Annotated in this window: 12 protein-coding genes and 1 tRNA gene; 9 read left to right on the forward strand and 4 right to left on the reverse strand. The window is 54.9% G+C overall.

What is annotated here, in order from left to right; all coding sequences use genetic code 11:
* The first annotated feature begins 177 nt into the window (after positions 1-177).
* A complete protein-coding gene (locus tag U5J94_RS09405; protein ID WP_322565383.1) occupies positions 178-645 on the forward strand; it encodes a DsrE family protein in 468 nt (155 codons plus the stop codon).
* A gap of 275 nt (positions 646-920) precedes the next feature.
* Here U5J94_RS09405 and soxZ read toward each other — a convergent pair whose 3' ends face one another.
* Both soxZ and soxY read right to left on the reverse strand, forming a co-directional pair.
* Positions 921-1,235: a thiosulfate oxidation carrier complex protein SoxZ gene (gene soxZ, locus U5J94_RS09410; protein ID WP_322565384.1), complete on the reverse strand. Its 315-nt coding sequence runs from the start codon at positions 1,233-1,235 to the stop codon at positions 921-923.
* Between the two features lie 40 nt (positions 1,236-1,275).
* On the reverse strand, positions 1,276-1,746 hold the full coding sequence (gene soxY / locus U5J94_RS09415) for a thiosulfate oxidation carrier protein SoxY (RefSeq protein WP_322565385.1): 471 nt from the start codon (positions 1,744-1,746) through the stop codon (positions 1,276-1,278).
* Between the two features lie 324 nt (positions 1,747-2,070).
* On the opposite strand from soxY, the gene U5J94_RS09420 reads away from it, so the two are divergent.
* The 8 genes from U5J94_RS09420 (at position 2,071) to csb2 (ending at position 12,836) form a co-directional block, all read left to right on the forward strand.
* Positions 2,071-2,147 (forward strand) — tRNA-Met (locus U5J94_RS09420).
* A 1,286-nt stretch (positions 2,148-3,433) separates the two neighbouring features.
* On the forward strand, positions 3,434-3,973 hold the full coding sequence (locus tag U5J94_RS09425; RefSeq protein ID WP_322565386.1) for a hypothetical protein: 540 nt from the start codon (positions 3,434-3,436) through the stop codon (positions 3,971-3,973).
* Positions 3,970-4,446, forward strand: coding sequence for a putative molybdenum carrier protein (locus tag U5J94_RS09430; RefSeq protein ID WP_322565387.1), 477 nt, complete (start codon positions 3,970-3,972; stop codon positions 4,444-4,446). The genes U5J94_RS09425 and U5J94_RS09430 overlap by 4 nt, the downstream gene beginning before the upstream one ends.
* Before the next feature lie 197 nt (positions 4,447-4,643).
* Positions 4,644-5,609 (forward strand): YafY family protein, encoded by a 966-nt coding sequence (locus U5J94_RS09435; RefSeq protein WP_322565388.1) that lies wholly within the window; start codon positions 4,644-4,646, stop codon positions 5,607-5,609.
* A 203-nt stretch (positions 5,610-5,812) separates the two neighbouring features.
* Positions 5,813-8,185: a CRISPR-associated helicase Cas3' gene (cas3, locus tag U5J94_RS09440; protein WP_322565389.1), complete on the forward strand. Its 2,373-nt coding sequence runs from the start codon at positions 5,813-5,815 to the stop codon at positions 8,183-8,185.
* Positions 8,182-10,365, forward strand: a complete 2,184-nt coding sequence (csx17, locus tag U5J94_RS09445; protein ID WP_322565390.1) for a type I-U CRISPR-associated protein Csx17 — start codon at positions 8,182-8,184, stop codon at positions 10,363-10,365. The genes cas3 and csx17 overlap by 4 nt, the downstream gene beginning before the upstream one ends.
* A 35-nt stretch (positions 10,366-10,400) precedes the next feature.
* On the forward strand, positions 10,401-11,348 hold the full coding sequence (gene cas7u, locus U5J94_RS09450) for a type I-U CRISPR-associated RAMP protein Csb1/Cas7u (protein WP_322565391.1): 948 nt from the start codon (positions 10,401-10,403) through the stop codon (positions 11,346-11,348).
* Positions 11,349-11,351: 3 nt separating this feature from the next.
* Positions 11,352-12,836 (forward strand): type I-U CRISPR-associated protein Csb2, encoded by a 1,485-nt coding sequence (csb2, locus tag U5J94_RS09455; RefSeq protein WP_322565392.1) that lies wholly within the window; start codon positions 11,352-11,354, stop codon positions 12,834-12,836.
* 70 nt (positions 12,837-12,906) lie between these two features.
* On the opposite strand, the gene U5J94_RS09460 is transcribed toward csb2, so the two are convergent.
* Together U5J94_RS09460 and U5J94_RS09465 are read right to left on the reverse strand one after the other, a co-directional pair.
* Positions 12,907-13,266, reverse strand: coding sequence for a type II toxin-antitoxin system PemK/MazF family toxin (locus tag U5J94_RS09460; protein ID WP_322565393.1), 360 nt, complete (start codon positions 13,264-13,266; stop codon positions 12,907-12,909).
* Positions 13,266-13,583 (reverse strand): ribbon-helix-helix protein, CopG family, encoded by a 318-nt coding sequence (locus tag U5J94_RS09465; protein WP_322565394.1) that lies wholly within the window; start codon positions 13,581-13,583, stop codon positions 13,266-13,268. The genes U5J94_RS09460 and U5J94_RS09465 overlap by 1 nt, the downstream gene beginning before the upstream one ends.
* Positions 13,584-13,662 lie beyond the last annotated feature (79 nt).

Raw genomic sequence — 13,662 nt, forward strand, 5'->3', positions numbered from 1 at the left:
CGGCTCTTCTTATTCTGCATTCTGCAACATATGGTTATAAGTAAATTATTGTATAGCAATATGCTTTTTATATAAGTTGTTGAAAACAATGAACAAGCTACTTTTTGACGCAGATGGAATGATACTTGCTATGTATAGAGTACACATAACTACTCTAAAACCATGAGGAGAACGAGTATGATGAAATCTAGCCTCTCAACGAGCCTGGTACTGGGTGTGTCCCTGCTGGGACTGGCTGCCACCGCCCAGGCGGGCAGCGCTAAAAACGGTTATGACAAGCAACAGGTCGTCTACCATGTTAATAATATCCACACAGCGACCGGCGCTCTGCGTAACGTCAAAAATCACCTGAACGCCATTGGCGACGAAAACATTGAACTGATCGTGGTCACCCATAGCAGCGGTGCCTTCTCACTGGTCGACGGTTCCATGGGCAAGAAAGACAGTGATGGCAAGGTCTATGACTTCCGGGATACCGTCGCCGGCCTGGCCAACCGTGGTGTGAAGTTCCAGATCTGCGCCAACACCATTCGGGGCAAGAAGATCGACAAGAACAAGGTCAGCTCTTATGCGGAAGTTATTCCCTCCGGTGTCGCGCACGTTGCCCACCTGCAGCAGAAGGGTTACCTGTACGTTAAGCCGTAAGTAACAGGCTTAACAACGAAAAAAACGGGCGCCATCGGCGCCCGTTTTTTTATCAATCTGTGACATGAGTACATCCCTGCAGGTTACGCGGAAGGGTAAAAGATACAGGGATTATATTTTGAAGTATGATGGTGTAACGGTAATTCGTACAGAGGTCGAAAAATAGATTGTTCCTCGTTACTCGTCCCTCGCCCCTCGCCCCTGTTATAAAAGAGGCGTACCCGGAGAGAAAGGTACGCCAGAACTTCACCTGAAGAAGAGCGGTAAAGCGTGGGTCAGCTTATCTTGGTTTCTTCGCTGCCGGATGTGCCCTGGTTGTCTTTCCAGCGCAGTTTGAAAGTATCCCCCGCTTTGGCACCTTTGAAGGTGAATGCCATGAACGGGTTTTTAGAGACCCCGGGTCCCCAGTTGCATTTTAGTACGACGTTACCGTTGTGCTCGCAATGGACTTCGGTGATGTAATGTGCCGGAATCTTTTCGCCGGTTTTCTTATCCTTGCGCAAACCGGTTTCCATTGGATGGAAGATGATCGCCTTGACGTTGGCCTTGCCGCTGTCGATCCAGGCGCGGATTTTGATGTCGTTTGCCATTAGTATGGACTCCTTGAAATCTGTTTAGTCTGACGCGGGATCAACCGCCACAACCGCCGAGAGTGACCTTGACCTCTTTTTTCGCGGTGTAGAGTTTGCCGCCGGCCTTGACCACGGCAATCACATCGGAGGTCTTGGCCATCTTGATACGGCCGGTGATCTCACCGCCAAACTTGTCGGTGAGCTCATAACTGGCGGTCAACGGGAAAGTGTTGACCGGGACATAAATCGAGATATTCTCCGCATCAGGCAGTTCGGTCCGTACGGTTACCGAGACTACCGCGCCGTTTTCGGCGATATCCGGGGTTTTGACGGTGATCTTGTCACTGTTAACCAGTTCGGTTTTGCCTTCCATCTCTGACAGGGCAGAGTCCATTTTCTCGGCAGTGAAGGCTTTTTCCGGCCAGGCCGCCAGAACTTTGCCTGGTGTCAGCAGATTGGCGCCCGCGGCGACGGCCAGGGTGCCGGCTGCCATCGTACCCTTGAGGAAGAGACGACGTGTATGCTGCATAAATTTAATCCTCATGATGGTGTATCGCGTGTTGTGTCATAATTTATGAATATCTATGTGCAGCTTTCATGCCATGTTTTATACTCCAGTAAAAACAACGAGATAGAAAAATACCGTTATGAAAATGGGGAATAGGGACTGCAAACTGCACCGCACCCGGTTGCAGAATCCGTACCGCAACCAACCCCGGACCAGCTGCGAAGAAGGATCGGCGCTCACGCCGGTGGCGACCCGGGTCAATACGGAAATTTCTTTTTTATTCAGGGACTTTTGCATCTTTTCTTGAAAAGATCCTGAGCAGTGGTTAGACTACGCGCCATCGATTGCGGGGTGGAGCAGCCTGGTAGCTCGTCGGGCTCATAACCCGAAGGTCAGAGGTTCAAATCCTCTCCCCGCTACCAAATATGAATTAAAGCCCTGATTATCGGGGCTTTTTTTATGCCTTCGGGTTATGAACCCGACGCGCTACACGCTCGTCGGTCTCGCTGGTTCTCTAATGGGCCGAAGGTCAGAGGTTCAAATCCTCTCCCCGCTACCAAATATGAATTAAAGCCCTGATTATCGGGGCTTTTTTTATGCCTTCGGGTTATGAACCCGCCGCGCGATGCGCTCGTCGGGCTCGCTGGATCGAATCATGGGCCGGAGGTCAGCGGTTCAAATCCTCTCCCCGCTACCAAATTCGATTAAGCCCTGATTTTCAGGGCTTTTTTTATGGCTTCGGGTCATGAACCCGTCTCGCGATGCGCTCGTCGGGCTCGCTGGATCGAATCATGGGCCGAAGGTCAGCGGTTCAAATCCTCTCCCCGCTACCAAACATTGATTAAAGCCCTGATATTCAGGGCTTTTTTTATGGCTTCGGCTTCGACACCTGGATTTCCTGTCACCCGACTTAGAGCCTGCCCCGGCATGCTCTAAGCCGGGGCCGGGGTCCAGTGTTTCAGCTTCCCCCTCTGTCAGAACTTAAAGCCCTGCCTGCCCGGGTTTTTATGCCGTTGCTTCTGTATCTGGATTTTCCGTCAACCCGGCGCACGCCAAGAGGCAGTTACTCTATCTATATTAGGCTCCGGGGCTGCCAACTACTAATGTAGGGGAAACCCCCTATATCCAGTGTGCCTCCATTTCGGCAGCATGGGCCCTGTCTCACCCCATGAGCCTGTCAGGGCAGTATCGTGACTCCGGACGATTTAACATCCCGAGTAAAAGGTGTCTGGCCGTCGCAGCCCTGGTCTCGATATTGACCGTTTGTCTAATCAGGGATAAAACCTTGGGGAAGATATCGGCGAGCAAAGCGAGAAGCGGGGGATGATACGGTGACACAAAAAACAGGTATCGAGTACTTGCTTGAGGAGTATCTGGCCACGCACCCTGACTATCAGTATCCCCCAAGCGGTGACAGACATCCATCGGTACTGACCGGCGTTGGGCCCATCAAACACTGGATGATAGAGCGCCTGGGTGGTCCTATATCATACTGGTCTGCGATGATAACGGCGGCAAAATACTGGTTCGAGCCGGGATGCGACACCCGAGAATTGCGGCTGTTTTGTTACTTTTTCGAGGCAGACGGGTGTATCTGGTTCCTGGATAACCCCGACTATGCTGAATTGTACAAAGACTATGATGCCTGGAGACGAAAAATCAGATCGGCGTGCAAGCAGCAGTCCTGACTGTCAGCAAGGAACCTGTTATGCGCTATGACATGCTGGTTGCCGCCTATCATGAAGCAGGGCATGCCGTGATGGCGCTCGAGTGTAATTTTTCGATAGCACAAATCGCAGTGATTACGCCATCGACGGGGTATGTGACAATGCGCCAGTCACACGTACCCTATCTGCACTGTCAAACCGGTTCGCAGGCGGTTGTATCGCCCGTTGAACGACTGCATTGCATTCTCAAACGTATTTATGTCCTGTTGGCGGGACCTGCCGCGGAATATGAAGTGCGCAAATTACCGCACTATGGTCCGGGTACGGCCTATTTTGTCGATCATGACATGATCAATGAGATTCTGGCGCAGGCGCATGTCCGGGAATTATTCGACAAACACGTCCCGCAGGGGCTGTTGGGATTACAGGGCGAAGTCGAAACCTGGGTGATGGACAGTCGTGTTTGGGAACGTATCGAGGTGCTCGCCGACGCACTACTGCAGGAACATCGCCTGGATTGGGATGCCATTGAAGCGTGGCTGGTGATAGCGGGGCAGCGACAGCAAATGAGCTTGTTTTGACCATACGCTACCTCAACTGTCTGATATCCGGCGGCCAGACAGGCGTGGACCGCGCCGCCCTGGATGTCGCGCTCGAACTGGGCCTGGCCTGTGGTGGATGGTGCCCACAGGGTCGGATGGCGGAGGATGGCCCCATAGCGGCACATTACCCATTGCGTGAGGTTTCCGGGGGCTATCGGGTCCGCACGGTGAAAAACGTCAAAATGGCCGATGGCACCCTGATCCTCAACCGGGGCGAGCTCGCCGGCGGCAGCCGCCTGACAGCCAATCTGGCCCGCAAGCATCACAAGCCGCTGTTTATCATCGATCTCGAGCAGAGCGGGGACCCCGAAGCGGTCCACGCCTGGGCCACGACCCACGCCATTCAAACCCTGAACATTGCCGGCCCCGGTGAGCATCGCTGTCCGGGGATTCACGCCCAGGCTGTCGCGTATCTCAAGCAGGTGTTTGAGTCCGCAAACAGGCCGGGATAATCTACCGGGTTTGCGCAGGGCGCTTTGACACGCTGTCTCGTCTCAATCCGCTGTGTCTGCCGATCATGGCTTAATATTTCCCCGTTTCTAGGGGAATCCCCCAATACAATAACGTGTTCGACTTGGATACAGTGACCGGTAGCTCATGCTGTGAGCCAGCAGGGGCGTCAGGATGGGGGAATGAGGGGAGTCAGCCGGTGGATCGCACAGAACGCTTTTACAAAATTCAGCAATTACTTGAGAGCCAGCGGGCGGTGAGCAAGGCGCGGTTTCTGGAGGAGCTGGCCGTCTCCGAGGCGACGTTCAAGCGCGATCTGGAGTACCTGCGCGATCGCCTCCAGGCGCCCATCGTCTACGATCCGGTACGCCGCGGCTACCGCTACGATCTGGCGGACGGGGATCGCTATGTGCTGCCGGGGCTGTGGTTCAACGCCACGGAGCTGCACGCGCTGCTGACCATGCAGCATCTGCTGAGCCAGGTCCAGCCGGGGTTGTTGACCCCGCACATCGAGCCGCTGATGACCCGGCTGCATACCTTGCTGGACTCGGGGGACCATTCGTATGAACAGGTGCGCCAGCGCATCCGGATCCTGCCGCAGGGGCGGCGGCCGGTCGAGCCGCGCTATTTCGAGATCATCAGCAGCGCCGTGCTGGCCCGCCACCGGCTCACGGTCAGCTACTACGTGCGGGCCCGGGACGAAACCACCGAGCGCGAGCTCTCGCCCCAGCGGCTGCTGTACTACCGGGACAACTGGTACCTGGATGCCTGGTGCCACACCCGCCAGGAGTTCCGCCGCTTTGCCCTGGAATCCATCCGCCAGGTGCGCCTGGGCAGCGAACCGGCCGAGGAGATGGCCCCCGAGCTGCTCGACGGGCAACTGGGCGACAGCTACGGTATCTTCGCCGGCTCACCGCATGAGCGGGCCGTGTTACGGTTTAGTCCAGAGCGGGCGCGCTGGGTGGCCGAGGAACAATGGCATCCAGATCAGGAAGGTAGATTTGATGAGGCGGGTTACTATCAGTTGAGCGTTCCGTTTAGCGATCCACGGGAGTTGCTGATGGATATTCTGAAATTTGGACCGGATGTGGAAGTCCTTGAACCAAAAAATCTCCGTGTGCGGGTACGGGGGATACTCAAAAAAACGGTGCAAGTTTATGAATAATATCGATAGACAATTTCATGCAATATGGAATATTTAACGTATGGCATGAGGTAGGTAAGTGTGAAAGGTGCGAATAGATGGTCGTATATTATTAGTTGGAAACCTTTATCGACTGTTAATGTTTAATGCTGCGATAAGGATTTGCCTTTAAGTTTAATTAATAAACAGCTGTTTTGGCACAATAATAAATAGGCATATTGGGCATGGAATTTGACGATTTTTTTAGAAAAGCAACGGGTATCTCTTCGGAACCATATCCCTACCAGAACAGACTGGCGAATGAGCCCTGGCCAGAACTGCTGAATGTGCCTACCGGTATGGGGAAAACGGCAGCGGCGACACTGGCCTGGGTTTACAAGCGCAAGATAAAACACAATTCGGATACGCCCCGGCGTCTGATCTGGTGTCTGCCGATGAGAGTGCTTGTCGAGCAGACGCAGAGCAGTATCGAGACATGGCTGAGCAATCTCGGACTGCTGGGTGAGGCGGGAGAGCACGGAAAAATATCTGTCCATGTCCTTATGGGGGGAAGTGAAGCGGTAACAAAAGCCCAGTGGGCGGAGCACCCGGAAGCCGATATGATCCTTATTGGCACGCAGGATATGTTGCTCTCCCGTGCGTTGATGCGGGGCTACGGGATGAGCCGTTACCAGTGGCCAATGCACTTTGCCTTGTTGCATAACGACGCACTATGGGTATTTGACGAGGTGCAATTGATGGGAGCGGGGATTTCCACCTCCGCTCAACTGGAGGCCTTCCGGCGAACGTTTCCCATAGCCTCAGGCAGTCACTCGTTGTGGCTTTCAGCCACGCTGAACCCCGACTGGTTGACGACCGTCGATCTCAAGCCGCATATCCCGTCATTTAATAGCTTGATGATAGGCGATATGGATAGAGAACAGGCCGGTGATCGACTCGATGCCATCAAGAAAGTCAAGAAGGCACCATTCATCCTTGATAAAAGTGCCGGCAACAAGACGGGATTGGATGCCTACCTGAAAGCACTGTGTGATGCGGTACTGGAAAATCACGACGAATCAACTCAAACCCTGGTTATTGTTAACAGGGTGGAGCGCGCGCAAGGGTTGTTTCGACTGATAAGGGAACGGAGGCCTCAATCGAGGGATATGTTGATTCACGCCCGGTTCCGCAGCGCGGAACGCGAGGCAAAAAACCGATGCTTGTTAAATGAGCCGGGCACAGACCGGATTATCGTTGCAACCCAGGCGATTGAGGCCGGTGTTGATGTCTCTTCCAAGATACTGTTTACCGAATTGGCGCCGTGGTCGTCACTGGCCCAACGTTTTGGCCGTTGTAATCGCTATGGCGAACATAATACCACCGGAGGTGCAAACATAATCTGGATCGATATTGAAGACGATGCGGATCTTCTTCCCTATCAGGATGAAACATTGAAGGCGGCACGGGACAAAGTCTCGAAAATCACCAGTGCTAGCCCCGGTGACCTGCCGCCAACTGATAATCAACGGCCTCTCAATGCGGTTCTGCGTCGCAAGGATATACTCGAGCTGTTCAATACCGAACCGGATTTGTCTGGTTATGATATCGATGTGTCGGATTATATCCGCGACAGTGGTGTGCCCGGTCTGCAGGTGTACTGGCGCGAGTTCGACGATCCCAATCAGTCGCAAGCCCAGACGGCACCGGATCGCCACGAGTTGTGTCCCATCTCCATCGCCCAGGCCAAGGGCCTGCATAAGCATGGTGCCTGGCGCTGGGACACTCTTATCGGACGTTGGGTCAAAATGAACCGGGAACCGCGACCAGGAATGACGTTGCTGTTGCGCGCCATCGATGGTGGTTATGACTCACAGATTGGTTTTAATATCGGTCTCGACAAGTTGCCGGTTGAAATCATTACTCCAGAGAATGGAACGACACCTGAAGTTTATGACGAGGACTGGCGTTCGCAACAATCTGTACCGGTCAGATTGCCCGAGCATCTTGCCCATGTCGCGGAGCAGGCACGACAGCTGTGTGAAGCAGTTGGTGAGTCGGTGAAACAGGAGACCATTGTCAGAGCGGGGCGCTGGCATGATTTGGGCAAGGCTCATGACGTATTCGATGCCACCATGCATCGCTGTGACAAGGCCCCCGAAGGATATCTGGCCAAATCGCCTTGTCGGGGTCGCCACGATCGGAAATATTTTCGGCATGAACTGGCCTCCATGCTGGCCTGGCTGGATCAGCACGACGGCGAAGAAGATGCCGATCTGATTGCCTATTTAATAGTCGCACACCATGGCAAGGTGCGCATGAGTCTGCGTGCCATGCCCACAGAAGCAGCGGCCCCGGACATGAAGCGCTTCGCGCGCGGTGTGTGGGAAGGGGACGTCCTCCCGGCCCTGGATTTTGACGGCGAGCATAGTGATACAACCACGCTGCGGCTGGCATTGATGGAACTTGGCGAAGGCGAGCAGGGCCATTCCTGGACGGAACGGGTCCAGGTGTTGTTGTCCGAACACGGTCCGTTCCGGCTGGCCTGGCTGGAGACGCTGGTGCGACTGTCCGATTGGCGTGCCTCAGCCAATGAGCAAAAAGGGGAAGAGAGATGAATGAGATTGTCCTGTCCGGTTGCACCGCGACTCCGCTTTCAAACTACCTCAAGGCGATTGGTCTGTTGAGAATATTGACAGGCGCCGATGCAACATTACGTGGCGCCTGGCTGGGCGAACATTTTGTTATTCGCACAAAAATAACCTCTGAAGAGATATGCGATTATCTGCTGCATCAATATCAACCTACGCCCATCCTGGCGCCATGGAATGGCGGAAGCGGTTTTTACGAAAAAGACAACAAAGGAGCACTGCAGGCGATTCAATCAGGCCATTCAGCGCGATTGGCGGAGTATAGAGAGGTACTGAAAGCAGTTGAGACAGCTCTGGAAGGTGTTAATCGAAGTGAGAGTCCAAAAAATGAAGAAAAGCAAGGATTGTTGACACGCCTGCGAGGCATGCTGCCGGACACTGTTCTGGATTGGCTTGATGCGGCGGTCATGATTTCGGGCGATGGTCTCAAGTTTCCGCCACTGTTGGGAACCGGAGGCAATGATGGGCGACTCGACTTTACCAACAATTTCATGCAACGGATTATCGATATTATGGACGTCGAAAGCGGCGCGCCCACGTCGCAGTCTGGTGACTGGCTCGCCATGTCGCTTTTCGCCGAACCTGCACCCGCAATGATCAAAAGCGCGATCGGCCAATTCTCACCCGGGCAGGTAGGTGGCCCGAATTCAACCACCGGTTATGAAGACAAGGGACGAATCAATCCTTGGGATTTTGTTCTGATGATAGAAGGTGCGCTGGGGTTTGCGGCAGCCGTGGTTCGTCGCGCTGCCGAGGAAGGACCGGGTGTATTGAGTTATCCCTTCACTGTGCGCGCCGTGGCCGCCGGTGCCGGGAATCTTGGTGTCGAGGACGCTGACTCGTCGCGTGGTGAATTGTGGATGCCCCTTTGGTCTGCATTCACCACATTTTCCGAGATTCGTACGTTGCTTTCAGAAGGTCGTGTAGCGGTCGGACGCCGACAGGCTCGGGATGCACTCGATTTTATTCGCGCCGTGCATCAATTGGGGGCCTATCGTGGTGTGGATCGTTTTCAGCGCTATGGCTTGCTAAGGCGATCAGGCAAGGCCTATATCGCCACCCCTTTGCAGCGCGTTTCAGTGCGACCAAACGCCCAGGTGGAATGGATCGATGAACTCGAACAACATGAGTGGCTCTCCCGCTTTCGGCGGTTTGCCCAGGGCGAGCAGGTGGCTCGGCGCTTTATTATGCTGCGCAAACGTCTGGAAGATGCCCTGTTTGAGTTTGCCGGCAAGCATGCGTTCCCGACACAGGTGCAGTCACTGCTTGCTTTACTCGGCGAAATTCAGTTTGCTCTATCACAAAGTACCAAAGCGCATGAGGCGAATGTGGGTCCTGTCCCGTTGCTCTCGGCACGCTGGATTATGGGAGCGGATGATGGGAGCTCGGCTTACCGTATCGCTCGGGCGCTGGCTTCGTTGCATGGCGAGCAAAATCGACCTTTATCGTTGCGGGCACAGCTTTTCCCTGTTCACCCCTCTCGGTATGACTGGATTGAATCAGCCTGCAATGCCAACGGATCAAACAAGGATCCGGCCTGTCGTGTTCGTCTGACGACTCCCTGGAGCGGCCGGTTTGTCAGATCGCTTGGTCAACTACTGGAGCGTCGGTTGTGGCTGGCAGAGCAGTTGGAGTTGGACGACAAGCCTTTGAATGCCTCTGCTGGCGTTGGGCTGGATGATTTGCATGACTTCCTGGTGGAATCGGATATGGATCAGACCATTGCCTTCCTATTACCTGGTTTTTCTCTAATCAGTGAGATTCCGGAGACGGAAAAAACTGCAGGTGGCGAGACGCTGCCGGCGGCCTTCGGGTTGCTCAAGCTTGTATTTACCGCTGACAAAAAGTTACGCGGCGTTGCTTCTCTTCCAAAAGACCAAAAGGTGCCGGTCCCACCTGGTCTGGTGGGATTGCTTGAAAGTGGCAACCCGGCTCAGGCGCAGCGCGCGGTACAGTCGGCCTGGCGTCGCTTGCGCGGCTCCGGTCTGGCCCCTGCCATGCCTTTGACAAACTGCCCGCAACTTAATGGCATCGACCCGCGTCGAGTGGCAGCGGCGTTGCTCATTCCGCTCAGTTATGGCGCTACTGGCAAATTGGCGAGGACACTACTTGAGCTCAAACAGTCTGAAGTCGCCGAGTCGGCCTGAAAAACATACATTAGATTATTACACAGGAGAACATCATGAGCCTTGAACTGAATAACCTCGATAACAGCCCCCGCCTGTTGCTCAGGGCCGCCTTACGGCCCGTGCAGGGAACGCGCTTCCAACCGACCGGCTTCCCCGAAATCGGCGCGGCCGAATACGAGGGGCCCGATGGCACACCGATGTTGCTGGTCGAATCGGCCCAGAGCATTGCCAACCGGCTGGAGGCGGTCTGCTGGGATACCGTTGAAGATGACTGGGTTGCCCCACTCAAGGGCCTGTCCGTTGTCAAGGTGCTGGACAAGGATGGCAAGACGCTGACTAACTCCGTGCTCGAGGCACACCGCATCAATTCCCCTTACATACTGGAAGGGAAGGACAAATCGGTTTTTGACCAATTGAAATCGGAACTGGCCTCGATGGAAGAGGGGATCGTGAATATACGCCGATTGGGTGAGGTTCTGCTGATGCTTGATTCTAATGCACTGCTGCATGGCGTGTTTTTGGCCAAGAAAGATCTGGCGGGTGGACGATTGCGTCTGCCGCGCGCGCTGTCAGGCTTCATCGAAGCGGAGAATGTGAAAGTCGCAGCCAGTGGCGGCGTTAAAAATGACGTGGTCAATCCGAGCGGCGATACGTCAAAAGGCTATGGTAACGTGCCCTTTTCCCGAGACGAATATGTGGCACCCTCCATCAATGCCTATTTCAACTTGGATCTGGCCCAGTTGCGGGGGTATGGATTCGCCGAACCGATTTATCATCTACTGGTGGCACTGTCCCTGTTCAAGATGCGGCGTTTTCTGAACACGGGCCTTCGCTTGCGCACTGCCTGTGATCTGGAATGTGAACAGGTAGAAGTGCAGCGCCCCGAGGGTTTTGTGTTGCCCGAACTGGAAACCCTTGAGGCCGAGTTACCGGGCATGATCGAGGCAGCACGCCAGGCCGGGGCGGATTTTAAGACCACCACCGTCACCTACCGGAAATAACTCATGCTCGCGCTGCGTTTTACTTTCCCGGCCGGTCGCTACCACGCCACGCCCTGGGGTCGGCATGTCAATGAAGGCGATGTGGCGTGGCCGCCGGAACCCTGGCGGCTGCTTCGTGCGCTGATCGCCACCTGGCACCACAAGCTTGCAAATCAGGTGCAAGACGATGAGCAAACTCTCATCGCATTGCTTGAGCAGCTTGCCACCACACCGCCACAGTATGCACTGCCACCCGCCAGTCATAGCCATACACGGCACTATTTGCCGCAATGGAAAGCGGGGGATACTTCGCTGGTATTCGATGCTTTTGCAGTGGTGGGTCGGGACTCGCCGTTGTATTGCATCTGGCCGGATCTTGAATTATCGGAAGATCAACTCGGCCTGCTCGACAGACTGTTGGAAAACCTCGGTTATTTGGGGCGGGCAGAATCCTGGGTGGAGGCGCAACGCGTTGAGGAACCGCCCGAGCCCAATTGTGTTCCTGGCGATAATACCGTTGACCGCAGTACGGGAGAATTGCTTGGGGAGGTGATTGAATTGCAGGCAGCATTATCCCCTGCAAATTATAACGAACGACGGCAACATTTTCTTTCGGGTAAAAAACAGTCCAAGAAACTTGTCGTGACCTTGCCGGAGCAATGGCTCAACGCCCTCTGCGTGGAAAACGCCGATTTACAAAAAGCAGGCTGGAACCTGCCGCCAGCGGCGCAAAAGATCAGTTATGTGAGGCCTACCGATGCATTGCGGCCGGTTCGTCGTCCACGCCAGACAACGTTACCGACAGTTACGACCGCGCGCTTTTTGGTGGTGGGTAAACCGTTGCCACGTGTAGAAGAAAGTGTGCGAATCGGGGAGCTTGTCCGCCGTGCGGTGATGTCTCGCTTCGGCAAGGATGAAAAAGGAAATCATCTGGCGCCACCGCAATTCTCTGGTCACGGGTTGCCCGCGGATAGTCGCCACGAACATGCCTTTTATTTGCCCTGGGATGCCGATGGCGATGGTCGAATCGATCGCGTGCTGATTCATGTGCCTGCAGGATTTGGGAGCGAAGCCCGGCATACTATTGAGGGATTACGCAAAATCTGGCAGCCAGGCGGACATGAATGGCGGCTGATACTGGAAAGTATCGGTGACGATAGCTCTACAGAACCGTTATCTTCGCAATCAGCTGCTTGGATATCATTAACACCATATCTGCACCCGTGGCATGCAAAAAAAGGCTTCGGCGTCGAGGAGCAGATGCGTCGCGAATGCCGCAAGCGGGGACTTCCGGAGCTAGTCGAATTACAACGAATTGAAAGTATCCGAGTTGGTCGACGTCAACGAGGGCCAATTCATTTCCAGCGTTTTCGCACCAAACGGGGACTGCAGCAACCGGATCGGCTTGGCGGGTTCTGGCGATTGATCTTTGCGGAACCGATCGAAGGTCCACTGGCACTCGGTTTTGGCTGCCACTTCGGTCTGGGTCTGTTCAAACCAACCGAATAAGGTTTGAACGCTCTTTAACAATTCGGAATCTAAATTTTCCACCGCACCTTCGGGGCGGGGTGCGGTGGCCTCATTGTAAATATGCTGTTTCTGCTATCCCCAGTACGGCCTTGAGGCTTTTTTCGACAGCGGCCATTTCTTCCGGGCTGAGTGTGGTCAGTGGCCCATCGCCGAAGCGGCTGCGATCCAGGGCGCGGGGTTGTTCCACCATGGCGTAGGAATCCTTGAGTAGCCGGTCGCGAGCGGCGATCCGCAGCCGCAGAGGCTCGAAGGCGGGACGGAATTGCGTCGTAAGCGGAATGACGATGACGGTAGGCAGTTCGCTGGCGAGCAGGGCATCATCCTGCAGGATGATGACCGGCCTCAATTTGCCTGCTTCGGCGCCCTGATTGGGATTGAGCCTGGCGATCCAGATTTCGCCCCGGCGCATCAGCGCCACCAGTTTTCATCGGATTCCTTCGGCCAGGGCGCACCCGGTTGGCGGCCTTCCGCGCTATCCATCGCCTCGTTGCCTGACTCAATGGCTTCTTCCGCGAGTGCCTTTGTCTCGGCACCGGCGGCGGGGTCTTCGGCGATTGCCCGGGCGGCTTCGACCATCCGGGTCATATACCGTTCCCGCTCGTGGCGGGTCAGGTACTCGGCGATGGCCTCGCGAATCACTTCGGAACGGGGACGGCCTTCGGCGCGGGCTTCTTCGGCCAGACGGGTTTCGATTTCTTCCGGCAGGCGGAGGCTGATTGCGCTCATGTGGTTCACCATGTATGACGATATGTATTACATAATTTAGCGCAAACAATGATCGTGAGCAAGTGTTACCCAGCGTCAT

It is taken from the genome of Thiohalophilus sp. (assembly GCF_034522235.1).
Classification (GTDB): Bacteria; Pseudomonadota; Gammaproteobacteria; order UBA6429; family Thiohalophilaceae; genus Thiohalophilus.